The organism is Pseudoalteromonas sp. Ld20 (assembly GCF_045064175.1).
GTDB lineage: Bacteria > Pseudomonadota > Gammaproteobacteria > Enterobacterales > Alteromonadaceae > Pseudoalteromonas > Pseudoalteromonas neustonica.
Genome location: NZ_JBISHB010000030.1, coordinates 365019 through 391167 on the forward strand (window position 1 = coordinate 365019; position 26149 = coordinate 391167).

General features: G+C 39.8%; 22 protein-coding genes. 13 read left to right on the top strand and 9 right to left on the bottom strand.

The features are described from left to right. Nucleotides 1–38 precede the first annotated feature (38 nt). The 3 genes from rsmE to ACJJVX_RS07415 form a co-directional block, all read right to left on the bottom strand. The gene (gene rsmE / locus ACJJVX_RS07405) at nt 39–773 is read right to left on the bottom strand and encodes a 16S rRNA (uracil(1498)-N(3))-methyltransferase (RefSeq protein WP_054203147.1); all 735 of its coding nucleotides are present in this window, start codon (nt 771–773) and stop codon (nt 39–41) included. A gap of 85 nt (nt 774–858) precedes the next feature. After that, nucleotides 859–1332: a hypothetical protein gene (locus ACJJVX_RS07410; protein ID WP_054203194.1), complete on the bottom strand. Its 474-nt coding sequence runs from the start codon at nt 1330–1332 to the stop codon at nt 859–861. Nucleotides 1333–1363: 31 nt separating this feature from the next. Next, on the bottom strand, nt 1364–2257 hold the full coding sequence (locus ACJJVX_RS07415) for a hypothetical protein (RefSeq protein ID WP_054203148.1): 894 nt from the start codon (nt 2255–2257) through the stop codon (nt 1364–1366). Nucleotides 2258–2330: 73 nt separating this feature from the next. Here ACJJVX_RS07415 and glnE point away from each other — a divergent pair, with 73 nt between their 5' ends. Next, nucleotides 2331–5129 carry a bifunctional [glutamate--ammonia ligase]-adenylyl-L-tyrosine phosphorylase/[glutamate--ammonia-ligase] adenylyltransferase gene (glnE, locus tag ACJJVX_RS07420; RefSeq protein WP_054203149.1) on the top strand — a complete coding sequence of 933 codons (2799 nt, stop codon included), beginning with the start codon at nt 2331–2333 and terminating at the stop codon, nt 5127–5129. Here glnE and ACJJVX_RS07425 read toward each other — a convergent pair. The 3 genes from ACJJVX_RS07425 to tolC all read right to left on the bottom strand — a co-directional run bounded on the left by ACJJVX_RS07425 (nt 5118) and on the right by tolC (nt 8127). Beyond that, nucleotides 5118–5690, bottom strand: coding sequence for a TcpQ domain-containing protein (locus ACJJVX_RS07425; RefSeq protein ID WP_054203150.1), 573 nt, complete (start codon nt 5688–5690; stop codon nt 5118–5120). The genes glnE and ACJJVX_RS07425 overlap by 12 nt on opposite strands. A gap of 54 nt (nt 5691–5744) precedes the next feature. After that, on the bottom strand, nt 5745–6671 hold the full coding sequence (lpxL, locus tag ACJJVX_RS07430) for an LpxL/LpxP family Kdo(2)-lipid IV(A) lauroyl/palmitoleoyl acyltransferase (protein WP_405630840.1): 927 nt from the start codon (nt 6669–6671) through the stop codon (nt 5745–5747). 115 nt (nt 6672–6786) lie between these two features. Further along, a complete protein-coding gene (tolC, locus tag ACJJVX_RS07435; protein ID WP_054203152.1) occupies nt 6787–8127 on the bottom strand; it encodes an outer membrane channel protein TolC in 1341 nt (446 codons plus the stop codon). 174 nt (nt 8128–8301) lie between these two features. On the opposite strand from tolC, the gene ACJJVX_RS07440 reads away from it, so the two are divergent. The 11 genes from ACJJVX_RS07440 (at nt 8302) to ACJJVX_RS07490 (ending at nt 20732) form a co-directional block, all read left to right on the top strand. Next, the gene (locus ACJJVX_RS07440; RefSeq protein ID WP_054203153.1) at nt 8302–8928 is read left to right on the top strand and encodes an NUDIX domain-containing protein; all 627 of its coding nucleotides are present in this window, start codon (nt 8302–8304) and stop codon (nt 8926–8928) included. Nucleotides 8929–9002: 74 nt separating this feature from the next. Further along, entirely contained in the window at nt 9003–9461 is a 459-nt protein-coding gene (locus tag ACJJVX_RS07445) for a DUF1249 domain-containing protein (protein ID WP_054203154.1), read from the top strand. Beyond that, the gene (locus ACJJVX_RS07450) at nt 9448–10239 is read left to right on the top strand and encodes a metallophosphoesterase (protein WP_064435782.1); all 792 of its coding nucleotides are present in this window, start codon (nt 9448–9450) and stop codon (nt 10237–10239) included. The genes ACJJVX_RS07445 and ACJJVX_RS07450 overlap by 14 nt, the downstream gene beginning before the upstream one ends. Continuing rightward, the gene (locus ACJJVX_RS07455; RefSeq protein ID WP_054203156.1) at nt 10224–10808 is read left to right on the top strand and encodes a YqiA/YcfP family alpha/beta fold hydrolase; all 585 of its coding nucleotides are present in this window, start codon (nt 10224–10226) and stop codon (nt 10806–10808) included. Before ACJJVX_RS07450 ends, ACJJVX_RS07455 begins: the two co-directional genes overlap by 16 nt. 5 nt (nt 10809–10813) lie before the next feature. After that, nucleotides 10814–12703, top strand: coding sequence for a DNA topoisomerase IV subunit B (gene parE, locus ACJJVX_RS07460; RefSeq protein WP_054203157.1), 1890 nt, complete (start codon nt 10814–10816; stop codon nt 12701–12703). A gap of 15 nt (nt 12704–12718) precedes the next feature. Continuing rightward, entirely contained in the window at nt 12719–14644 is a 1926-nt protein-coding gene (locus tag ACJJVX_RS07465; protein WP_054454524.1) for a tetratricopeptide repeat-containing diguanylate cyclase, read from the top strand. Further along, nucleotides 14637–15731 carry a sorbosone dehydrogenase family protein gene (locus ACJJVX_RS07470; RefSeq protein ID WP_054454521.1) on the top strand — a complete coding sequence of 365 codons (1095 nt, stop codon included), beginning with the start codon at nt 14637–14639 and terminating at the stop codon, nt 15729–15731. Before ACJJVX_RS07465 ends, ACJJVX_RS07470 begins: the two co-directional genes overlap by 8 nt. A gap of 10 nt (nt 15732–15741) precedes the next feature. Then, the gene (gene parC, locus ACJJVX_RS07475) at nt 15742–18033 is read left to right on the top strand and encodes a DNA topoisomerase IV subunit A (RefSeq protein ID WP_054203160.1); all 2292 of its coding nucleotides are present in this window, start codon (nt 15742–15744) and stop codon (nt 18031–18033) included. A 243-nt stretch (nt 18034–18276) separates the two neighbouring features. Beyond that, nucleotides 18277–18990: a 1-acylglycerol-3-phosphate O-acyltransferase gene (locus tag ACJJVX_RS07480; RefSeq protein ID WP_054203161.1), complete on the top strand. Its 714-nt coding sequence runs from the start codon at nt 18277–18279 to the stop codon at nt 18988–18990. Next, nucleotides 18990–19325: a ribonuclease E inhibitor RraB gene (gene rraB, locus ACJJVX_RS07485; protein WP_054203162.1), complete on the top strand. Its 336-nt coding sequence runs from the start codon at nt 18990–18992 to the stop codon at nt 19323–19325. Before ACJJVX_RS07480 ends, rraB begins: the two co-directional genes overlap by 1 nt. A gap of 183 nt (nt 19326–19508) precedes the next feature. Next, nucleotides 19509–20732, top strand: a complete 1224-nt coding sequence (locus tag ACJJVX_RS07490; RefSeq protein WP_405630846.1) for an HD-GYP domain-containing protein — start codon at nt 19509–19511, stop codon at nt 20730–20732. Here ACJJVX_RS07490 and ACJJVX_RS07495 read toward each other — a convergent pair. Continuing rightward, entirely contained in the window at nt 20692–21033 is a 342-nt protein-coding gene (locus ACJJVX_RS07495) for a hypothetical protein (RefSeq protein ID WP_054454513.1), read from the bottom strand. The genes ACJJVX_RS07490 and ACJJVX_RS07495 overlap by 41 nt on opposite strands. A 285-nt stretch (nt 21034–21318) precedes the next feature. Here ACJJVX_RS07495 and ACJJVX_RS07500 point away from each other — a divergent pair, with 285 nt between their 5' ends. After that, a complete protein-coding gene (locus tag ACJJVX_RS07500) occupies nt 21319–22581 on the top strand; it encodes an outer membrane protein transport protein (protein WP_405630847.1) in 1263 nt (420 codons plus the stop codon). Between the two features lie 120 nt (nt 22582–22701). On the opposite strand, the gene ACJJVX_RS07505 is transcribed toward ACJJVX_RS07500, so the two are convergent. Together ACJJVX_RS07505 and ACJJVX_RS07510 are read right to left on the bottom strand one after the other, a co-directional pair. Next, on the bottom strand, nt 22702–23145 hold the full coding sequence (locus tag ACJJVX_RS07505) for a hypothetical protein (RefSeq protein ID WP_054454511.1): 444 nt from the start codon (nt 23143–23145) through the stop codon (nt 22702–22704). Between the two features lie 117 nt (nt 23146–23262). Then, nucleotides 23263–26118, bottom strand: coding sequence for a valine--tRNA ligase (locus ACJJVX_RS07510; protein WP_054454509.1), 2856 nt, complete (start codon nt 26116–26118; stop codon nt 23263–23265). Nucleotides 26119–26149 lie beyond the last annotated feature (31 nt).

Here is a 26149-nt window from a genome sequence, read left to right on the forward strand (position 1 = left end):
AATATGTTGCTATTGATATGAGGGTAGTTCTACTAATTTCAATTAGCTAAATCGCCAAATTGTAGCTGTAATGCACTTAAGACCGTTAAAGCGGCAGTTTCTGTTCGTAATACGCGAGGACCAATCCGAATATCAACAAATTCTTGTTGTTTGGTTTGGGCTATTTCATCATCAGTAAAGCCACCTTCAGGGCCTACTAAAAAGCGTACGCCGCTACTAGGCACTGTAATTGTTTTAATGCTGTGCTCTGCGCGAGGGTGTAAAGTAAGTTTTATTTCGTTGCTACTTTGCACAAGCCAATCGCTAATATCAATAGGTGGGTGGATAGTGGTAATACGGTTACGGCCAGATTGCTCTGCAGCAGCAATGGCTATTTTTTGCCATTGTAAGTGTTTTTTTGCTAGTCGTTCAGGGCTTAATTTAACACCACAGCGCTGGCTAAAAATAGGGGTGATTTCAGTGATCCCTAACTCTACAGATTTTTGAATGGTAAAGTCCATTTTATCGCCTCGAGAAATTCCTTGGCCTAAATGGATGCTCAATGGTGACTCTACATCTTTGTCATGAAACTCTAGCGGCATTGCAACCACTGTTTTTTTACCCACTTCAATAAGCTCACAAAGGTATTCACCACCTAAGCCATTAAACAGCGATATACGCTCACCTACTTTCATGCGTAATACTCGACCAATGTGGCCTGCGGCATCGTCGTCTAAAGTAAGAGGAGTTGAAATAACTATGTCGCTTGCTTGATAAATATGAGGAACTCGCATGATGACCTTTAACAGAATGGGTTAATGGCGTTATGGTATGTAAGTCACCTCTTAGGTGCAAATATTTATTGCGGCGTGACTGTAATTAGTTATTTAGCTTTTCGTATAATTTGGCTAAATCTTGAGGGGTTTCCGCTATTTCAGTTTGGCAAGAAAGGTGGTTGTTTTGTGCTTCGTCAGTGACGGGCTCAAAGTGGTAACCTCCTTCTTTTTCTGAGACTAAAAAACGAATTGAGTGTAACGAGTTAAATATAAAGCGTTGCTTTTCATCGGCGAGCAAATAGTCAGTTTGGTTAAATAATACCCCTGCAATATCGTGATGCTCATGCAGATAACTGGCAAGTTCTGATACGCTAATTTCATTATTAAAATCGCAATAGCAATAGTCTTTGATTAGTTCATCAAACATCAGCTTTACTAAGTGACGAGTATTAGCACCTGCGATAACTAATGTGCTTGGGACCTTTGCGTTTGGTTTGGCAAAATAAGACTCAGTAAATTGCCGACTGAATTCACTATCGTTATCTATCAGTAGATAATTCTTTACTTCAAACGGCATAGGGCCCCACATATTTTGGAACTTTTCATGGCTAAATTGAAAACATACTTATTAGTAAATAGCCTATAGCGCTGAAAACAGCAAATTCAATACAAGCAATTCCAATGTTATCTTGATGATCAATTTCAAGTGCCGTATCAATATTTGGCAATGAAATAAATTTAATGATACTAGTTAGTAGATACAGTAATAACCACATAGTGCCGCAATGTAAAGCTAATGTGAATAAATTCTCTACCATTTTACCGCTATGAAACGTTGCACTTGCTAAACCTGCATAGACGGCTAAAGCAAGACCAATAGATTTACCCGCATAACGAATCCCAATTGATGTGTTTTCTAAATTAAAGTTACTTTGCAGCGATGCGCCTTGATTTGCGTGAGCAAAACGATATTCACGTATTTTGCTATCTAACGCAAAAATGCCCTGTAATAAAAAGAAGCTAACAAACACAATAAGTAAACTGCTATACCCTTGAGTATGTGACCAACTGTATAAGCCTAATGTGATAATACAATTAGCCAATAACATACCTGAATCAACCAAAGCAGCGCAGACGTTTTGTTTTAATATGGCTGCTTCTTCATTAAATCTATGGAGAATCCATTTTCGGTGAATTAAGTGCCCTAATTTAATAAACGCAAATAATAATACTACTAAAAAGACAACTTTTAATGGGTTGGATTGTGCTGCACTGAGGCTAATTTCATCGAATAAAAAAGCAATGGTTGTAATTACGACCGTAATTTCAGATGCAAAGCTGATCCCCATTGCAAAGTTGTCATGTTGGGCAAGCTCTTCTTTGAGCGCTTGTTTCGCTTTGAGCTGACTTACGATGCGCAGGAAAATAACGGTTAAACAAATAACGATAAAACTAATAGCAATCGCGAGTAAACTAGTGTTAGATAAAGACAAATATGACATGTAAAACCTTAGTTGGTTATTATTATGTGATTCATTTTAGTACGGTTATGGCTTAGATAAAAGAGAGTATTTGATGACACTTGGCAAGCAACTCCCAACACCACTTTACACCCTCGGTAGCGAGCGCTTTTTTGAGCTATATCCAGAACAGGCACCGAATGAGTTAATTATTAACTTACTGGGATTGAGTGACTTTGCCTGGCGTGCTCTACAGTCACAACCAGCGTTAAGTGATATGTTAATTAACGACGCAGAAATGGCTTTGCGTGATGCACCAAATCCATTTCAAGATTTAATACTAAGCGACGTTGATGAGGCGCAGTGTCATCGAATATTACGCCATTACCGTGAGCGCTATTGGTTAAAAGTAGCCTGCTTAGATTTATGTTATAAAAATGAGATTGCCGATAGTATAGGTTATATTTCTAAGTTAGCCGATGAACTCATCAACAGTGCTAATAATTGGGCGTTTACGCAAGTATCTCAAGTCAATGGTAAACCCTTAGATGAACAGCAGCAGCCGCTGGCCATGATGGTCTTGGGAATGGGCAAACTAGGTGGACAAGAGCTTAATTATTCATCAGATATTGACTTAATATTCTCTTATCCACGCAGTGTTAAAACCCAAGGTGGGCGACGTTCTTTAGAGGCGCAGGTTTTTTATAATAAAGTTGCACAAAAACTGATTGCAGCACTTAATCAAACAACGTTAGATGGGCAAGTATTTAGAGTGGATATGCGCTTACGCCCGTTTGGTGAAAGTGGTCCTTTGGTAATGAGTTTTAATGCCATAGAAGACTACTACCAAGAACAAGGGCGTGAATGGGAGCGCTATGCGATGCTAAAAGGTCGCTTGATTGGCCCTCAAACTCGTTATAGCGATGAGTTTTATCAACTACTCAAGCCGTTCGTGTATCGTCGCTATATTGATTTTTCAGTGATTGAATCACTAAGAAAAATGAAGCAAATGATAGCGCAAGAGGTACGCCGCAAACGATTAACTAATAATATTAAATTAGGAGCGGGTGGTATACGCGAGGTTGAATTTGTAGTGCAGGCACTACAAATGGTGCGTGGTGGTCGTGATGCAAATTTACAAACCCAATCATTGTTAAAAGCACTAAAGCAACTGAATCAAATAAAAGTTATCGGCGAAGCTGAGGCTAAATTATTAGAGCGTAACTATTTAATACTTAGGCGTATTGAGCAGTACTTGCAGATATTCAGTGATCAACAAACGCAAACACTGCCCGATGACGAGCTTAATCAATCGCGTTTAAATTATCTACTTAATCAAGTTGATTTTAGCCATTGCTTAGTCTTTATTGAAAAAATAATGGCGGGCATTCACAGTGAATTTGAATATGTCATTGGTTATGAGAGTGAGCCTGTTGATCCTTGTGAAGGGGCATTTGTTAGCGCGTGGGAGCATACAGATATTAGTGTGCTTAGCGAACCTAATGAAGATTGGCAAAGTGCGCTTGATGATTTTAAATCACGATTAACCAAAACAAAGATAGGTACGCGTGGGCGTGATATTTTAGATAAATTAATGCCACTTTTACTTAAGCAGCTTACTAACGAAAAAGCCAGTGGCGCTGTATTTGGTATGATTTGCCAAGTATTAAATAAGGTGATTTCTCGAACCGCTTATTTAGAGCTGTTGTATGAAAATCCAGGTGCACTAAAACAACTCGTTTTACTATGTTGTCATAGTAAATGGATTGGCGAGCATATTTCACGTTATCCAATTTTGCTTGATGAGTTAATTGACCCAGCAGTGTTGTATAAGCCAACGCCTTTATCTGCTTACAAGGATGAAATTCGACAGTACTTTTTACGTATAGACAGTGCTGATTTAGAATTACAGATGGAAGCATTGCGACAATTCAAACAAACTCACCAATTACGAATTGCTGCAGCTGATGCAACGGGTGTCTTAGATGTGATGAAAGTCAGCGATCATTTAACAGCACTTGCAGAAGCGATTGTTGAGCAAGCAGTAAATATTGCATGGCATCAAATGGCACAGCGCTTTGGTATACCACCAAATACAGATGACGAAAATAAAGGCTTTGCGGTAATCGCGTATGGTAAAACGGGTGGTTTTGAAGTGGGCTATGATTCAGACTTGGATTTAGTCTTTGTGCATAATCATGACGGGACAGATCAAACAAGCGGAACCAAAGCTATCGATTCTCGTCAATTTTATTTAAAACTAGCACAGCGCTTATTACACTTATTTAATACACGTACAGCATCGGGGATTTTATATGAACTAGATACCCGATTGCGCCCTGAGGGTGCTTCAGGGTTAATGGCAATCAATCTAGAGAGTTTTAATCATTACCAGCAAACTCAAGCGTGGACGTGGGAGCATCAGGCCTTGGTGCGTTCTCGCATGATTTTAGGGCAAAGTGAGTTACAACAACGTTTTGCACAGATTAGATTAGGTATTTTATGCGATCAAAGAGAACCACAAAAGCTAAAAGATGATGTAATCAACATGCGAGAAAAGATGCGCACGCATTTGGCTAAAGGTGATAGTGAGCTGTTTGATTTAAAGCAAGATGCTGGGGGGATGGCTGATATTGAGTTTATCACTCAATATTTGGTGCTCAGTAATGCCCATACATTTGAACAACTGACTACTTATTCGGACAATGTAAGAATTTTAACGGATGCCGCACGCCTTGGGTGTATTAGCAATGACACAAAAGAAGGGCTTATTGCAGCCTATATTGACTATCGTTCGTGCTACCACGTATTAAGCTTAGATCAACGAGGCCGATGTGTCACAAGAGATGAGTTTGCCACACATATTTCGTTTGTTACTCGTACGTGGCAGCAGATATTTCAACTAGCTCTTTAGGCGCCTACAGTTTTGACGTACATATTCAGAGGGCAGTTCGGTGATCACCGCTGCTCGCTGTCTATAACAAAAAAAAGTATACACTTCGTTTTCAAAATCATCGTTAATGGCGCGACCAACCTGATATAACGTCGAGTTGAAATTACTATCAACACGAAAATGATCTTTAACAACATAATCTTTGCTTAAATACCAATACAGCACGATATCTTCGCTGCGAGCATAGTCAGAAAGCACTTTTCTTAATGTTGAGCCGTTTTCAAAGCGACGTGCAGTTACAGCTCCTGACCAGCTAGGTGAAGAGGGATCAACCACTTTTGCACGATCAGTTAATACTTCATCAATCCCCATTTCAGGCGTTGGCAAAGTAAGTACGTATTTGTCACGTTCATTACTTTTATTTACCTGATTACGTAAAGATGCATAAAAGCGTGATAAACCTTGAGCTGCAGCATTTTGTGTCTCTTTTATATCGACAACTGGACCATGACCAAATAAAAAATAGATAGCTGCAGCTATTAAAATAACAGCTAATGATAAATGCTTAACCCAAAACCACATGGCTAATACCCTTGTATTGATATTTGTTTATAAAAGCATATTAACGAGAAATTGTCACTTGTAATAAGAGGGCGCGTTAATATCTGGGCGTGTTTTAAATCGTCGGTGTAACCACATATATTGTTCTGGAGCGGCATTTACAGCTTGTTCAATGCGTTGGTTAACACGCGTTACATCTGTTTTATCATCACTACTGGGAAAATTATCTAAAGCAGGAAGTACTTCTAAGTGATATTTACCATGTTTATCACGACGACTGATTAAACTGACTGTTTCACAATTTTTGCTTGCAGCAAATAGGAGTGTACCCGTGGTAGTGGCGGCTTTTGAGACTGCAAAAAAAGGAGCGAACTCACAGCGATTTCGACCATAGTCTTGATCGGGTAAATAGTAACAAACCTTTTTGTTTTTGAGTGCTTTTAAAAGACCTTTCACATCACGTTTGCCGATTAAATATTCGTTTGAACGTAATCGGCCACGGGTCATAAAAAATTCCATCAACGGATTATTGTGAGGGCGATAAAAGCCAACGCCTTGATGATGAATTCCCATTACACGACTCGCCATTTCAAGATGCAAAATGTGTGGTACCAGTAATAATACACCTTTCCCGGATTGTTGAATTTGGTCAAAATGTTCAAGGCCTTTTACTGAGCCATAAACACGCTTAATACGCCAATTTGGCCACCACCACGCCATGCCTGTTTCAAGTGTTGCAATGCCAGTGTTTTCCATATTCTTTTTAACCAGAGCTTGTTGCTCTGTATCGGGCATGTCAGGAAAACATAGCTTAATATTGACCTCTGCAATATGGCGGCGTCTTTTCATCGTCCGATATACTAAACGGCCAAGTTGTTTCCCTAACCAAAGCTGAAATTTAAAAGGTAACCAAGATATAGCGTATAAAAAAAACACGCCAATCCAAGTCAGCCAATAACGCGGGCTTAAAAAAGATAATTTAAATGCAGATGTGTTGACCACGAAAGTATCTCAAATCGAAAAGAAGCTAGTTTAACTGTATGAATGTAAAAATACAAAAAAGCCAGCAAGTTGCTGGCTTTTGAAGTATTTATCAATCATTACCTAAACGAAGGGATTAGATTGCTTTTAAACCTTTGTTGATCGCTTGTAAATCGTTGCTTGTTAACGTACCAGCGGCTTGTTTTAAGCGCAGTGTTGATACGACATAACGATAGCGTACATCAGCAAGATTACGTTTAGCGTTGAACAGGTTTTGCGTACTGTTTAATACATCAACAATGGTACGCGTGCCTACTTCAAAACCAGCTTCAGTGGCTTTTAATGCACTTTCTGCTGATACAACGGCTTGTTCAAGGGCTTTAAACGTCGCAATATCAGAAACCACTTGGTTATAGGATGTGATTACTGAACGAGTTACGCCGCGTAAGCTAGATTCTAAATCTTGGCTCGCTGATACATAAAAAGCACGGGCTTGCTCAGTTGCCGCCAATGTAGCACCGCCTGAGTAAATCGGAACGTTAAAGTTCAAACCAACAGTTGTGCTATCGCCACGTGGTTTCATATGGTTACGGTTTGAATCACTAAGCGTATCACCATAGCTGGCTTTTAAAGTCAGCGTTGGATAATGACCAGCTTGCGCTAAATCAATTTGATCCTTTGCAATATCAACGGTTACTTTTGCAACTTGAAGGTTCAAGTTGTTTTCTTTTGCGACTTCAATAAAATCAACCGATTTCTTGCTTGGGGTAACCGTCGAAAAAGTTTCAGTGTTCAAAGTATCAAGTTTAGCGTGGTATTTACCTGTGATTTCACGTAGTAATTCTCGGGCTGTTTCAACACCGTTTTGAGCAACAATTTCACGAGCAACTGAATTATCAAATTGTGCTTGGGCTTCATGAACTTCAGTAATAGCTGTTAAACCAACAGCGTAGCGTTGTTTTGTTTGCTCAAGTTGACGTTCAATTGCACGCTTTTCAGATTTTACGAACTCTAGGTTATCAATAGCACTTAATACATTAAAGTAGCCATCAGCAACACGGACAATCAGGTCTTGCTGAGCAAAATCGTATTGTGCATTTGCTTGTAATGCTTGCTTATCTGCAATGCCTAAAGAGTTCCAAGCACCTAAATCGAACAGCGTTTGGTTTAAGCTTAAGCCGCGGGTGAATGAGTCTGAATCACCTTTTAATTTTTCATAGCCAGTCAAGTCAGAACCATCATAAGAAGTACTATCGCTTTTGCTATAACCCATGCTAAAGCCGATTTGAGGTAATAAAGCGCTCATAGCACGGTCACTGTTATAAGATTGCGCGTCCGCTTGGGCTTTTGCCTTTAATACAGTTGGATCGTTAACCGTGGCAATCTCGTAAACTTGAATTAAATTTTCAGCATTTGACGCTGTAGCAGTTAATGCGCATGATAAACCGATCAGCGCAGCAAGAATGTTCTTTTTCATTATTCGTTCAGTCCTTAGACAATTTGCATACTAAAAGCATGGTAACCTGTTTTAGCAAATAACAAAAAAAAAATTGCATAAAACACCGTGATCAAATGTAACAGAATATAATTATTTGTATGCACAGTATAATGATTTATTTTGTTGTGCTTACTAATTTAAGGAAAGTAGAATATGGGCAAGCAACTTGCAAAATTTAGCAAACACGATGTTAAAGTCGCACCAATAGAGTCACTGTATAAAGGTTTTTTTAATATTAACTTGTATCAGTTTGAACATGCTCTCTTTGCCGGTGGTCAATCGGACACGATTCGTCGTGAAATACTAGAGCGTGGCGACGCCGTGGCTGTGCTACCTTATGATATTGCTTTAGATAGTATTTTATTAATAGAACAAATTCGAATCGGTGCAATTAAAAGTAAGCCATCGCCTTGGTTGTTAGAGTGTATAGCAGGAATGACGGATGGCAGCACTGATTACGAGAATGTCGCTAAGCGTGAAGCGTTTGAAGAGGCAGGGTTAGAGCTTACTGAATTAGAGTTTATGTTGTCCTACCTTTCAAGTCCCGGAGGTTCCACTGAACGTTTGTATCTATATTTAGCTAAAACCGATTTGAGCCAGCTTAACAGTGGGATTTATGGACTTGAGACCGAAGGTGAGGACATTAAAACCCACATAGTGAGTTTTACAGATGCGATGGCGCGTTTAAAAAGCGGTGAGATAGATAATGCTGCTACGGTTATTTCATTACAATGGCTTGCACTAAATCGCGAGCGTATAATAGCTGAATGCGTAAAATAACAGTTCATAGTGTTGAATAATCTAAAGTACATTTAAAATTGATTACGTTTAATTTCTAATTTAATGGCGGCAACTTGACAGCATTTGCAGTGAAACAACGATATATTCAAAATCTACCTAAATACCTTACGTTATGTGAGCACAATTACTTACGCGCTTTAAAACTATTACCTAGTGATAGGGAAGTCGGGAGTGCTCGGGACGTTCAGTTGGGCAATAACCAATTTACGATTAAAGTGGATGGTTGCGCAAAGTACACAATGGATATTTCAATCAGGCAATTAACAGGAATGCTAAAGGGGTTTAATCCACTCTTTTTAACTGTGCGCTTGTATCATGATGCTAAGGTCGCAGAAATAGTTCACCATGATTACCATCAAAGAATAAAGCCATCTTATGGTTACCCTAATCCACAAATGCACCAAAAAGATGAAAAGTACCAACTTAATGCATTTTTGTATGATTGGTTAGTTGCGTGTGTTGAAAGTGGCCGCGCAGTTCTCAACTGGGATGTAGATAATGGCTTGGTTTGATGAGGTTGCAAAGTTTAATACTCCCCAGTTACGTTTAGCCCATATCACCGACTGCCATTTATTTTGTGATATTGACGGTGAGTATTTTGCCGTGAATACCGCAAAGCATTTTTCTAGCGCGCTGACACATATGGCGCAGCAGCCTCTAGATGCTGTAATTTTTGGTGGCGACTTAACGCAAGACCACAGCTTTGAATCCTATTTATTATTTGCCCAGTTAATCGCTGATTCCCCTTTAACATGCCCCGTATTTTGGGTGCCAGGTAATCATGATGAAATAAGTTTAATGCAGCGTATTTCTGGTGGCCAAATAAAAAGTGCTAAACGCCTTATTGCTAGTGGCTTCGATATTTTGTTGGTTAACTCTAAAGGGCCAACGCCTGCAGGTTGGGTGAGTGAGCAACATATCAATGAACTCTCAGAGGTATTGGCAACATCGCAACAGCCTGCAGTGGTTTTTTGTCATCATAATCCATTGCCTATAAATGGTTATTTAGATAAACACATGCTAGAAAATGGCCCTCAATTACTCAATGTATTGCATAACAGTGGCCTAGTTAACCATTTGTTTCATGGTCATGTACATAACGATTATCAGTTTAAATTTAGAAGTGTTGATATTTTATCTACACCAGCCAGCTCGGTGCAATTTACTAAGCATAGTATTGATTGGCAGCAGCAAAATATGGGTGCTAGCTACCGTTTAATAACACTTGAAAGGCTAAATACAGCTGAACCACTGTGTGTGAAATCGGAGTTGATATGGCTCAACGAGTAATTTATATTCACGGTTTTAATAGCAGTGAAAAGTCATTTAAAGCTGTGCGCTTTGGTGAGTATATGGCACACTATGGTGTTGAATACTGCGTACCGCGGTTGAGTCATGAACCGTTTCACGCAATTATTCAAATCGAGCAACTACTCACGCCAAATACAGTGTTGTTAGGTAGCTCTTTAGGTGGTTTTTATGCCACTTATTTATCGCAAAAATATCAGCTGCCAGCTGTAGTGATCAATCCTGCAGTTACGCCTTTTTTATTGTTGAGTTCATTCTTAGGGTCAAATTATAATCCATATCAGGATACCCACTACGAACTAAATAAAAGTCATATTAGTGCGCTAAAGTCACTGTCTATTTCAGATTTACAACAGCCATCGCTACTGTACTTATTACAGCAGACAGGCGATGAAGTATTGGCGTTTCAACAGGCAGTTAAATATTATTCACAATGTAAGCAGCATATAGAGTTTGGAGGCGATCACAGTTTTGTTAACTTTGAGAGCACCTTTGCGAGCATTGTCGATTTTCTTAAAATCACGAAAAATAGCCAAGCATATAAAAGATAAAAACTATGAGTCAGCAAAATTATAACGCCGAAGCCATTGAAGTTTTAAATGGCTTAGAACCAGTAAAACGCCGTCCGGGCATGTATACCGATACTACTCGTCCTAACCATTTAGGGCAGGAAGTAATTGATAACAGTGTCGATGAAGCAATGGCCGGACACGCCACAAAAATTGACGTCATTCTGCATGAAGATAATTCTTTAGAAGTCAGTGATGATGGTCGTGGTATGCCAATTGATATTCACCCAGAAGAAGGTATTCCTGGGGTTGAGTTGATTTTCACTAAACTGCATGCGGGTGGTAAGTTTTCAAATAAAAATTACCAGTTTTCGGGTGGTTTACATGGTGTAGGTATTTCGGTAGTAAATGCACTCTCTACTCGCGTAGAAGTTGTTGTTCGACGTGATGCGCAGCAGTACATGATGGCATTTGAACATGGCGATAAAGTTGAAGACTTAAATATTATTGGTACTGTTGGTAAACGTAATACGGGAACCACAGTCCGATTTTGGCCAGATGCTAGCTATTTTGACTCGGCTAACTTTTCACTGACTAAATTGCATCACCTATTAAAAGCCAAAGCCGTACTTTGCCCAGGTTTGCGTATTAAATTTGTTAATAAACAAACTAAAGAAACCCAAGAGTGGTATTACGAAACTGGCTTAAAAGATTACTTAAATGAAGCAGTAAAAGGCTATGACGTTTTACCTAAAGACCCATTCACAGGTGTATTTTCAAGTTCAACCGAAGGAGCAGACTGGGCTGTAGTTTGGCTGCCGGATGGTGGCGAATCAATTGCTGAAAGTTACGTAAACCTAATACCAACAGCTCAAGGTGGTACGCATGTTAATGGTCTGCGCCAAGGTTTACTTGAAGCCATGCGTGAGTTCTGCGAATTCAGAAACTTACTACCGCGCGGAGTAAAGCTGACACCTGATGACATTTGGGAACGCTGTAGTTACGTTTTATCAGTAAAGATGCAAGATCCACAATTTGCAGGTCAAACTAAAGAGAAGCTCTCATCGCGTTCATGTTCAGCGTTTGTATCTGGCGTAGTTAAAGACTCGTTTAGTTTATGGCTGAATGAACACACGGATACAGCAGAGCTGTTGTCAGAGCTGTGTATTTCTAATGCCCAAAAACGCCTACGAGCAGCTAAAAAAGTAGTACGTAAACGTGTTACCGCAGGCCCCGCATTACCAGGGAAATTAACTGATTGTAGCGCTGCAGATAATGACCGAACTGAATTGTTTTTAGTGGAAGGTGACTCTGCTGGCGGCTCGGCTAAACAAGCACGTGATCGTGAGTTTCAGGCTATTATGCCGCTACGAGGTAAGATTTTAAATACGTGGGAAGTTGAGTCAGGACAAATTTTAGCATCACAAGAAGTGCATGATATTTCTGTCGCACTGGGCATTGATCCAGACTCAAGTGATTTATCAACTTTACGCTATAATAAAATTTGTATTCTAGCGGATGCCGATTCGGATGGTTTGCACATCGCAACTTTATTATGTGCGCTATTCGTACGTCATTTTACGACATTGGTAAAAGAAGGCCATGTGTACGTTGCTATGCCACCCTTGTTTAGAATTGATATAGGCAAAGACGTTTACTACGCGCTTGATGAAGATGAAAAATCAGGTATTTTAGCGCGCATAGAAGCCGAGAAAAAACGTGGTAAAGTTAACGTACAACGCTTCAAAGGATTGGGTGAAATGAACCCTTTGCAATTACGTGAAACGACCATGGATCCGAATACCCGCCGATTAGTGCAATTAACGCTTGAAGATGAGCAAGCGACCTTAGAAATGATGGACATGCTACTGGCTAAAAAGCGCTCATCAGATCGTCGCCAATGGTTAGAAGATCACGGTAATCGTGCCCAAGTATAAAAATCAGGAAGATTTATGATGCACATACAGCAAAGGAAAAACGCTATATTAGCTGTTTTGCAAAGTTTAATAGTGAGCTTTGTTGTATGTGGGTATTTGTTTTTAAATACCGTAAGTGCAAAAACTACCTTTGATGAACAGTGGTTAACCACGCAATTAGCCACTGCAGAGAAAAAAAGTATTCAAGACCCAACTCAAGCAATTACCTATCTTACGCAACTATTATCTAAACATGAAAATAATGTAACGGCGTTACAACGTTCAAAATTACAAATATATCTAGCAGAAAACTATCTGTTAAATGGTGAAATGACACCCGCAATTGAGCTCGAAAAGCAAGTTTCCGTTCATTTAGACTTATTAGATAATTTTACCCACATAGATTACTTACTTGTACAAGCGAATATTTATAATTCTATAGGCGATCCTAAAAATGCGTTAACCGCATTATTAGAGGCAAAGAATAAAGCTGAGCTATTTGGCGATGATGATTTGAAAGGTAATGTGTACAGCTCGTTAGCAAGTTATTATGTTTACAATCATGACGAAATTCGCGCGATTGACTATTTTTATAAAGCGTATGAACTAATCAGTCGTGGTGGCAATCAACTGAAGTTAGCTTATATAGAGTCAACTATGGCAAAATCATATGAGTTCTTGTTTGATTTTGAAAAAGCCATTGAGCTGCAAAATAAAGCGCTCGCTTACTTTTTAAAAAATGACCTATCGTTTGATATCATGGTGTCATATTTTCATTTAGCAAAAATTTATTTAAAGTTATCACGTAGTCAAGATGCCATTGATAATGCAAATAAAATGCTAAAAATAAACTATGAAGTGGCAAATCCTAGCTTTGACTATTACGCTTACATCATTATTGCAGAAGCTAACTTACAACTTGATAATTTAGACAAAGCAATCGATTACCTAAATTTGAGCAATGTATATTTTCATGAACTTGAAGATGTGCACAATATTATTAAGCATCTGTATATTCAAGCCGAGATTGAACTCAAAAAAAATAACTTAACTAACGCAAGTAGTACACTTGAAAAGGCGCGACAGCTACTTGCAAATATCCCTGTTGAAAATAGTGTGACATTAGAGTTGAAATTAGTTGCACTGCAAGCGCAATTAGCGATACAGCAAGGTAATTACCAACAAGCAGTTTCTTATCAGCAAGCTCATATAGAGCTCAGTGCACAATACTATAATCAAGTACGAGAATTATCTCGATCACGTCATAAAGTGCAATTTGATATAAAAAAGGTCGAGCTTGAAAAGCAACTTCTTGAAAAAAACAAAGAATTAAATGAGTTTGCTTTACAAGAAATAAAGCAACAACAAACACTTCAAAAAACAGCAATGTTAAGTGTGCTATTACTCTTTTTGGTGTTATTAATATTTACGTGGCGACAGTATCGTTTACGACGAAAATTTAGCTTGCTTGCAAACACTGATTTTTTAACCGGTGTAGCTAATAGACGTAAGATTATGGATTTAGCTGAATTACAGTGGTTACAGCTTAAATTAGATAATCAAAAATTTACACTTATCTGTTTTGATTTAGATCACTTTAAGAAAATTAATGATAACTATGGTCACCCGGCAGGCGACCTAGTTTTAAAGGCTGTAACTCAAATATCGCAGCGAGCTATTCGAGAAAGTGATTTTTTAGGGCGTATAGGCGGTGAAGAATTTCTAGTTGTATTGAATAATACAACATCAGTTGAAGCCACTGAAATAGCTTTCCGCATTAAAAGTGATATAGAGAAAGAGCATATAATTAGTGATGGTCAGATCATTAAAATAACGGCAAGTTTTGGCGTTGCACAAAAAAGTTCTGAATTAACTTCATTTAAAGATTTACTGAAAAAAGCAGACAAAGCCTTATATACTGCAAAAGAGCATGGCCGAAACAGGGTAGAAATCAATGAATAAATTACTAACATCATTACTCGCATTGAGTATGTTAAGTACACCATTAGCAGCAAAAAATATGCTAAAAGAGCTAAGTGTTGCTGACGGCTTTAAAATTAATATTTTTGCCCGCGACGTCGAAAATGCACGTCAGCTAGCAGTCTCCAAAAAAGGCATCGTGTATGTTGGCTCACGTAAAGCTGGCAATGTGTATGCGCTGATTGATCACAATAGCGATGGTGTTGCTGATAAACAAATACTGGTGGCCAGTGGCTTAACAATGCCATCAGGTTTAGCAATTAAAGATAATGATTTATATGTAGCAGAAGTGCACCGTATTATTCGCTTTAAGAATGTTGACACACAACTTAAAGCACCTAAATACGATGTAGTGTACGACGCATTACCAACTGAGCGCCATCATGGCTGGAAGTTTTTACGGTTTTCGCCATCGGGTGAGTTAATAATACCTGTGGGAGTCCCTTGTAATGTGTGTGCTGAAGATGAACGTTATGGGCGTATATTTTCTTTAGATATCAACACCAAACAAATGACAACATTAGCGCAAGGTGTTCGTAATTCTGTGGGGTTTGATTTTCATCCCAGTACACAAGCATTGTGGTTTAGTGATAATGGCCGAGATATGATGGGCGATGACATACCACCTGATGAGCTAAATCGGTTAACAAACGAAGGGGAGCATTTTGGTTTTCCTTACGTACATGCTGGTGCCATCTTAGATCCTGAATTTGGCAGAGATAAGAGTATTACTGACTATAGCCCGCCAGCATTAGCATTGGGGGCGCATGTAGCTCCTTTAGGGATTCACTTTTATAAAGGCAAGCAATTTCCTGCTGATTATAAGCAACAGCTTTTCGTGGCTGAGCATGGATCGTGGAACCGAAGTAAAAAATCTGGATATAAAGTGGCGCTTGCCACCATTGAGCAAGGACGTGTGGTAAAATACACGCCGTTTATTACGGGCTTTATGAAAAACGAAGAAACATTGGGTCGTCCGGTTGCTTTTGCAGAACTTGCCGATGGCAGCTTATTGATCTCCGATGATTATGCCAATGTGATCTACCGTGTAAGCTATAAAAAAAATTAGGTAGGCTTTGATGAGTGATACAGATACCTTGCTAATGCAAGGAATTGAACAACAAACAATGGGACGTTTTACCGAAGACGCCTATTTGAATTATTCCATGTATGTGATCATGGATAGAGCGTTGCCACATATTGGTGATGGCTTAAAACCAGTACAGCGTCGTATTATTTATGCGATGAGCGAACTTGGTCTTTCGTCTGCGGCTAAGTATAAAAAATCAGCGCGTACAGTCGGTGATGTGCTAGGTAAATACCATCCACATGGTGATAGTGCTTGTTACGAAGCCATGGTGTTAATGGCGCAGCCGTTCTCTTATCGTTATCCACTAGTGGATGGGCAAGGCAACTGGGGTGCAGCAGATGACCCTAAGTCTTTTGCCGCGATGCGTTACACAGAAGCACGATTATCTAAATTTGCAGAAGTATTACTTAAAGAGCTTGGTCAAGGCACCGTCGATTGGACGCCAAACTTTGATGGCACCATGGATGAGCCACAAGTATTGCCAGCGCGTTTACCGCATATTTTACTCAATGGCATTACAGGTATTGCAGTTGGTATGGCGACGGATATCCCGCCGCACAATGTGCGTGAAGTCGCCAGTGCATGTTGTTTATTACTAGATAAACCAAAAGCAGAACTTAACGAAATACTAGAGTTAGTTCACGCACCGGATTACCCAACTGAAGCGGAAATAATCACCCCCAAAGCTGATATTCAAAAAATTTATCAAACAGGTCGCGGCTCGATTAAAATGCGTGCGGTGTATACCGAAGAGCATGGCGATATTGTTATCACCGCGCTTCCGCATCAATGCTCAGGCGGTAAAGTTTTAGAGCAAATCGCAGCGCAAATGAATGCTAAAAAACTGCCTATGGTAGCTGATTTACGTGACGAATCTGATCACGAAAATCCAACGCGTATTGTGATTATTCCTCGCTCAAATCGCATTAAAGCAGAACCATTAATGGCTCACTTATTCGCCACAACCGATCTGGAAAAAAACTACCGCGTAAACTTAAATATGCTTGGCCTTGATGGTCGTCCGCAAGTCAAAGACTTGCGTACCATTTTGACTGAGTGGTTAGTGTTTCGCCGCGAAACAGTGCGTAGACGTTTACAGTATCGTTTGGATAAAGTGTTAGCGCGACTACATATTTTAGAAGGTTTATTAGCTGCCTTTTTAAATATTGATGAAGTAATTGAAATCATACGTGCTGAAGATAAACCAAAGCCAGTATTAATGGAACGCTTTGGTATTTCAGATATACAGGCTGAGGCAATATTAGAATTAAAACTTCGCCATTTAGCTAAATTAGAAGAGTTTAAAATTCGCGGTGAGCAAGATGAGCTCGCTAAAGAACGTGATAAGCTAGAGCTAACGCTTGGTTCTGATCGTCGTATGTCGACATTGCTGAAAAAAGAAATTCAAGAAGCGGCTGAGTTGTATGGTGATGATCGTCGTTCACCAGTAGTCGAGCGTTTAGAAGCGAAAGCATTAAGTGAAAAAGATTTAATACCATCAGAGTCGGTAACCGTTGTATTGTCTGAAAAAGGCTGGGCACGTGTTGGTAAAGGTCATGATCTGGATGTAGCAGGGCTCAGTTATCGTGCAGGTGATGAATACAAAGCCTCAGCACGGGGTAAGAGTAACCAACCATCAGTCTTTTTAGATTCTGCCGGACGAGCCTTTGCAACTGACGCACATAGCTTACCATCAGCACGAAGCCAAGGTGAGCCTATGACAGGGCGCTTTAATTTATCAGCCGGCGCAACGTTTGAACATGTGGTTATGGGGGAGGATAAGCAAGTACTGCTTATGGCCTCTGATGCTGGCTATGGATTTATCACCGATTTTGCTGACTTAGTCAGTAAGAACAAAAATGGTAAAGCGTTAGTGAGTGTACCAAAAGGCGGGCAGTTGCTTGAGCCGATTCGCGTTAATGATGTAGCCAGCGATTACTGCATGGCGATATCAAATGAAGGGCGTATGTTGTTATTCCCATTACGTGACTTACCAAAACTAGGTAAAGGTAAAGGTAACAAGATTATCTCCATCCCAAGTGCCAAGGTTCAAGCACGTGAAGAGTTTGTAAAAGTGCTTGCGGTGGTGCCAAATGGCACAAGTGTTACTTTACATGCTGGTAAGCGTAAATTGACGCTTAAGCCGAGCGATTTAGAGCATTATCATGGCGAACGTGGACGCAGGGGTAATAAATTACCTCGTGGATTACAGCGTGTTGATGAAGCCGTTGTTGAGCTTAACCCTGTTGAAGAGATAGATGTAGATACGAGCGATGAATAATCGCGTAACTACTTAATAAAACGGCCTGCATTTGCAGGCCGTTTTTGCTTGAGGTGATTGGAATAATTTAGGATACAGGCTAAAGTTTTATTAAGTGAGGGCATTAAAATTGAAACCGATTGGCTCGCTAGTTCGTTGAAATGAAATATGAAAATTAATTTAAGCTTACAAGTGTGCGCTTAACTCTCGTTTAGCGACTAAAATAACGATATAATGTGCTCTGAATTTTTGAGGAGAGTCTCTTTGTTAGCTTTTTTTCGTATAATAATCATGGCTTTATTTATTGTTTTTAGCTGTGTTTTAGGTTTGTTATTGTGCCTTGTAAAGCCATTTCATAGTAATAATGTACACATTATTTCTGGTTGGTTTGGTTCGATGGCCAGAATGCTTGGGGTGAATTTAGTGATCACTCGCCACCCAGACCTATTAAATAGCGGACCGGCGGTGTATGTGGCTAATCACCAAAATAACTATGATATCTTTACGTTACCCGCGGCGGTACCAAAAAGCTGTGTAAGTTTAGGTAAAAAAAGCCTGAAGTGGATCCCGTTTTTTGGGCAGCTTTATTGGCTTTCTGGCAATATTTTAATCGATAGAAGTAATCGCTCAAAGGCTGCCGGTACTATCTCTAAATCAGCTGACAAAATAAAGCAGCAACGTCTATCTGTATGGATGTTTCCTGAAGGAACGCGTAGCTATGGGCGTGGCTTATTACCATTTAAAACAGGTGCATTTCATACTGCATTAAACGCCGAAGTGCCGATTGTGCCTGTCTGTATGAGTACAACTGATAAAACCATTAAGCTAAATCGTTGGGACAATGGTACAATCTATATAGACATGCTAGCGCCGGTGCACCTCGATAAAACTATTGGGGCACGTGAACACGCAACACGTATTCACTCTATAATGGCTGCTAGAATAACTGAATTAGATGCTCAAGTGAGAGAAAAGTAATGGAAAATTGGCGTGAAATTAGTGAAGACATTGTAACTTCGTTACTAGAAGACGGATCAGATCCAGAGATCCTTTATGAAGTTGAGCATCACTTTGTATGCGAAGATTTTGTAAAGCTTGAGCAAGCAGCATTAGCCGCATTTAAACTTGGCTATGACGTTGAAGAGCCTGCGGAACTTGAGCTTGAAGACGGCAGCAAAATTTGGAGCTTTGATATTGTTGTGGAAGCAGAGCTAGATGTTGAAGTTATTATGGAAGACGTTGATAAACTAGCTAAATTAGCTGTAGATACCGACGTTGAGTACGATGGTTGGGGCACTTACTTTCAAGAGTAATGTGTTAATCGCTAGGTCCTAGCCACTAGGGCCTAGAACAATTTCCTATTGTTTAGTTAATAACGATTCTTGACCTCACCAGCTTATTAATACCTATTTCGTATTCTTTATCTTTGTTATAGACATTTGTATTGAATAGTTGATAATTAAAATCATCATTTAGCGAAATAAATTAATTCTTATATGCTCATTACCCTTCCTATTTCAGAACTTATTCCTGGTATGTTTGTTGACAGTGTTAGCAAGCAATTTGAGGGTATTGATAGCATTAAAATTAAAACCCGGGGTTTAGTTCGCGATAAATCGATTATTAAACGTTTAGTATCGGAAGGAGTACAGGAGTTACTCATTGATTTTACGCAAAGTAATGTCGGGGTTCCGAGTAAATATCAAGAAAAGCCAAAAGCAACACCCGTTATAAAGCCCACCTCCAAAACTCAAACAGGCAAAATAAAAAAGATAATTACACTAGAGCAAGAGTTTGCAAAAGCTAGCACGAGTTATGAGCAGCATAATCGTAAACTACAAGGGTTATATGGCGATATAACGTCGGGTTTAAAAATGAATATTTCGCTGCTTGATGACATAGCAAAAGACATTGTTGCGTCAGTATTTCGTAATTACAATGCGATGACAATTTTAACGCGCATTAAAGATAAGCATATGTATAACTGGCAGCACATGATTAATTGCGCCATTTTTGTCACTGTGTTTGCAAAATACCTAGGGTACAAAGAATCAGTAGTACATGAGCTGGCTATGGGGGCTTTACTGCATGACTTAGGTCAAGCAAAGCTACCACAAGGGATATTCTCAAAGTCCGAAGATGTTAATAAGCTTGAAATGCAGGCAATTAAAAAGCATGTAGCACAAAGCTTAGGGCTTGTTAAGGGGGAGAAGGGTATTACTCCATTGATGCTAGATATGATAGTAAATCATCATGAGCGTTTGGATGGTAGCGGCTATCCGCGTGGTATAGAAGGAGAGAAACTTAGTCGACCTGCTAGGATCATGGCAATTGTGGATGTATACGATGCAATGACATCCGATCGGCCGCACCAAATTGGTGATGAGCCAATAAATGCATTACGTCATTTGTTAAGTAATAATTTGTTGTTTGATAATGAGTTAGTGCAGCGATTCATCAAGTGTTTAGGTGTCTATCCAGTCGGTACTATTGTTAAATTAACCAATGAACGCCTTGCTTTGGTCACAGAAGGAAACCATAAGAATCCAATTCAACCTAAAGTAAAAGTATTTTATAACGCTAAGCATAACCACCATGTCACATCAAAAGACATTGATTTAAATACGTCAGAGCAAGGGCTAAAGATACTCGCGAGTATCAAACCGCTAGATTATCAACTTAACTTGGCTCGTTTGTTAAAAGAGCATCTGGTGGTTTAACACCTTTTTTAGTGATGGATTTATCACAACGTCTTTTGGCTGATTGCTTGGCTGATAGTAATGCACCGCTAAAGCAACTACACATCAGCAATAACCATAATAATGTACCGTTTTCTGAATGCAGTGCAGCACAGCAGCAAAGTAATGCGACCATCGCCGTTAATATTGCTCCTAGCCAATAGTGGTTTACTGGATTATCACATTCACCCGCTTTAGTGCAGGCGCAGAAGTTAGCTTTGCAAAAACAGTAAACGCTAGCACCACAAAATGCTAATGCAGCAATAATTAATCCAATCTCCATAGCGATCATCCCCTCACTTGATATGTTTGCCAGTCTAAATGCGCTTAATTATCAAGTCAATCTAAATGATAATTAATTGCAAATGGTTTTGCCTTGCTCTCATCCGATGTGTTTTAAAAAGTTGTTACTTAGCTGTTAAATATTCGCTTAAATGTGTGTTTTTAACGCTTTGTTACAGTTTTTCGTAAAAAATTGATGTAGTGTATAAAAGTTTTGAATAGAGTAATTACTCATAATAACAACATACATGAGAACCCAAGCGTCGTGCTTGGTTAAGGACACATAATGAAACTTACAAAAACACTTATCGCGGCATCACTTGCTGTAATGTCGGCTGATAGCTTTGCGGCAGCTTTTCAACTTGCAGAACATAGTGCGTCAGGCCTTGGTCGGGCATATGCAGGTGAAGCGGCTATAGCTGAAGATGCGTCTGTAATTGCACGTAACCCTGCCTTAATGTCAGTATTTAAAGAAAAGCAGCTGAGTATAGCTGGTATTGCAGTCGTTCCAGATGTAAGCCTAGAGGGTACAGGGGCAAGTAATGCTGCTGTAAATCCAAATGCACTGAATGATAGTAGTATTGCTCCTAGTGCGTTTGTGCCTGCTGGTTATTTTTTAATGCCAATTAATGATAAGTTCGCGGTTGGTTTTGGCGCATTCTCAAACTTTGGTTTAGCGACTGAGTTTGATGAGAATTACCCTGCGGGTCAGCTTGCGGGTGAAACTGAGATCGTGACTGTAAACATGAATGTAAGTGGTTCATATAAGATCAATGATCAATTTAGTGTTGGTCTTGGCTTAAACTACATTTATGCTGATGCGAAAATTGTCCGAAACTTTGGTGCTAACCCATTTGGTTTACCTGCAGAGACTGAGGCAACTCACTTAGAAGGTGATGATGCTGGCTTTGGTTGGAATGTTGGTGCTATGTATCAGTTAGATGAAAATAGCCGTTTTGGTTTTAACTATCGCAGTGAAACCGATATCACCTTTGATGGTGAGTTTTCAAGTGAGTTGCCGCCAACAATGGGTGGCACGAGTGGGGCTAGTCTTCCAGGCAGCGTAGCAATAACGCTTCCTGCGATTGCAGAGTTTTCAGGTTCTCATCAATTAGATGATAAAACAGGTTTACATTATAGCGTTATGTGGACAGGTTGGAGTAGCTTTGACAAATTAGAAGCAGATGTTGAAGGTCGTGATCAGCCAGGTTTTTCTAAAGATGAAAACTTCTCAAATGCGATGCGTTACTCAATTGGTGGTGATTACCAGTTTAACAAGTCAGTATTATTACGCGCAGGTATAGCCTACGATGAATCACCAGCCGATAAAAATCATATGTCTATTTCAATCCCAGATACGGATCGTTTTTGGTACTCGTTTGGTGTGAATTACACGATGAGTGAGCAATCAAACTTAGATATTGGTATGAGTATCTTACGTGGTAAAACACAAAAATTTACTGAGAATGACAATATTGCTCAGCAATGGTCATTTGAATCAAATGGCCACGCATATTTATTTGGTGCGCAGTATAACTACACGTTTTAACTTAAATAACCGAACTTAGGTTAAGGTACTTACCAAGCTCCAGCTGGAGGTGGATGTATTATCCGAAGCTCGGTTAACTATTTAGTTAAAATAAATGAAAGGGCAGTTTTAGCTGCCTTTTTAAAATTGATAACCTAAGTGTATGCCCATTGTTCCTTCTATTTTATCTGTGTCTTTTTTTTCACAAAAAACAAAGCAATCACCGTCATCTTCTTTTACGCCTGCGCTTAAACCTATTACCCAGCTAGCACTATCAACACCTTGAAAGTAATAATTAAACTTGGCAACTAGATAACCATCTTCAGCAACAACAACTTGCTGGCCTAATGCAAGCCCGGCAGTAACATGCTCAGAGAGCGTGTATTCATAGCCTAACGAGTAACCTATAAGACCTGCTGAAGCAGATAACTTATGTGTGTCATCAATTGAGTATCTATATTTAACACCGGTATGACCACCAAACTCATAGAGCCCGACTCCAGTGGAAAACTTACCTTGTGCAAGTGCTGATTGTGACATTGAGGTTATAGCTAGTAGGGCTAAAGCGAGAGAGATTTTTTTCATTTTGGGATGGTTCCTGTGATTTATAATTATTTATCAGGCAGTATAGATGGCTGGACTTAAAACAGAAACAAAAACGCGAGCTAAAAAGCTCGCGTTTTCAAGTAGCTAATTGAAGTTTTATAAACTTTCAATTTTAGCTTTTTGCTCCAACAGTTTTGCTTTTGCATCAGAGAACTCAGCAAGCTTCTCGTTTTCTTTAGCTAAAACAGCTTCTGGTGCGTTGTTAACAAACTTTTCGTTAGCTAGTTTATTTTGCACTTGGGCTAGGCCTTTTTCAGCTTTTTCAAGTTGCTTAGCAATACGTGCAAGTTCGGCTTCAACATCGATTAGGCCGGCCATTGGGATCATGATCTCAAGGTTGCCAACATATGAAGTTGCACACGCAGGGGCTGTGTCTTTGTTATCAAGCAAAGTAAACTCTTCAATTTTAGCAAGTGATGCTAAAAATGATTTATTGTCTTCAATACGACGTACATCATCATTCGATGCATTAGCTAGTAATATTGATAACGGCTTACTTGGGCTGATATCCATTTCACCACGAATGTTACGAATGGCTAGAATGAATTGTTTAACCCACTCCAAATCATCCATTGCTTTAGCGTCAACGTTTGCGTCATTAAATAATGGGAAGGCTTGTACCATTATGCTGGTATTAGCTGTTTCAAGACCCGCTAATGGTGCAACACGTTGCCAGATAGTTTCAGTGATGTATGGCATCATTGGGTGCATCAAACGTAGCAAGCTTTCAAGCACGGTAATAAGCGTATGGCGCGTGCCACGTTGTTGCGCCTCGTTACCTTTAAACAATACCGGTTTAGTCAGTTCTAAATACCAATCGCAGAATTGGTTCCAAGTGAACTCATAAAGCGTATTAGCCGCTAAGTCAAAACGGTAGTTATCTAAGTGCTCAGTATACGTTTTAATCGTTGACTCAAATTGACCTAAGATCCAACGATCAGCGAGTGAGTATTCTTTCGCTGCGTCGTTTGCAAAACCACAGTCTTGCTCTTCTGTATTCATAAGTACATAACGGCTGGCGTTCCATAACTTATTACAGAAGTTGCGGTAACCTTCAAGGCGGTTCATATCCCAGTTGATATCACGACCAGTTGAAGCCATTGCCGCTAATGTAAAGCGCAGGGCATCAGTACCATGTGCTTCAATGCCATTATCGAACGTTTTACGGGTGTTTTTTTCTATTTTTGCAGCGACCTTTTCTTGCATCAAGTTACTGGTACGTTTAGTCACTAAACTCTCAAGGTCGATGCCGTCAATCATATCGATTGGATCTAGTACGTTACCTTTTGATTTTGACATTTTATCGCCATTTTCATCGCGAATAAGGCCAGTTACATACACCGTCTTAAAGGGGACTTGTGGTTTGCCATTTTCATCTTTAACAAAGTGCATCGTCATCATGATCATGCGAGCAACCCAGAAAAAGATGATGTCAAAACCAGTAACCAACACGTCAGACGGATGGAAGGTTTTTAAGTCATCGGTATTTTCAGGCCAGCCTTGGGTTGAGAATGTCCACAGTGCAGATGAGAACCAGGTATCAAGTACGTCGTCGTCTTGGCGAAGTGCAACGCCATCCGCGATGTTATTTTCACGGCGAACTTCTGCTTCATCACGGCCAACAAATACATTGCCTTCGTTATCATACCAAGCTGGAATACGGTGGCCCCACCAAAGTTGACGTGAAATACACCAATCTTGTACGTCGTTCATCCATGAGAAATACATGTTCTCATATTGCTGTGGTACAAATTTAATGTCGCCATTTTTAACCGCGTCTTTTGCAGGTTCTGCCAGTGGTGCAACACGTACATACCATTGATCGGTAAGCAATGGCTCAATCACCACGCCAGAGCGGTCGCCATAAGGTACAGTTAAAGCGTGATCTTCAATTTTTTCAAGAAGACCAAGTTCTTCAAATTCAGCCACAATCGCTTTACGCGCATCGAAACGATCAAGCCCATGTAAGCGCTCAGGAATTGGTGCATCAAATTCAAGCTCTTTACCGTCAAAGGTGTAAGTTTCACCTTGGCTTAAAATTGCTGCATCTTTGTCGAAGATATTAATCATCGGCATTTGATGACGCTTACCTACTTCATTATCGTTAAAGTCATGAGCTGGTGTGATTTTTACACAACCCGTGCCTTTGTCTTTATCGGCATGTTCGTCAGCCACAATTTTAATACGGCGATTTACAATCGGTAATAAAATATCTTTGCCGATCAAATCTTGGTAGCGTTCGTCATCAGGGTTTACCGCAACACCTGAGTCACCTAGCATGGTTTCTGGACGTGTTGTTGCTACAACAATGTAGTCTTTACCGTCTGGTGTTTTTACGCCATCAGCCAATGGGTAACGTAAGTTCCACATGTGGCCTTTTTTGTCTTTGTTTTCAACTTCAAGATCAGAAATTGCCGTATGAAGCTTTGGATCCCAGTTTACTAGGCGCTTACCACGATAGATTAAATTTTCTTTGTGAAGACGTACGAAAACTTCTTTAACCGCGTCTGATAAACCATCGTCCATTGTAAAGCGCTCGCGATCCCAATCAACCGATGCGCCAAGACGACGAAGCTGTTTAGTGATCGTACCGCCAGATTGCTCTTTCCATTGCCAAATTTTATCGATGAAGGCTTCGCGACCTAAATCGTGGCGTGTTTTACCTTCTTCGGCAGCAAGCTTTCGCTCAACCAGCATTTGTGTAGCAATACCGGCGTGGTCAGTACCTACTTGCCATAATGTGTTGTTACCTTGCATGCGCTTATAGCGTGTTAAGGTGTCCATTATAGTGTCTTGGAATGCGTGGCCCATGTGTAAGCTACCGGTGACATTTGGCGGTGGGATCATAATTGAATATGCGTCACCTTTGCCTGATGGCTTAAAGTAGCCTTTTTCTTCCCAGTCTTGATAGAGTGACTGTTCAATATCTTGCGGATTGTAGGTTTTATCCATTACACAGAACCTTAAATAAGTACTTAAATGA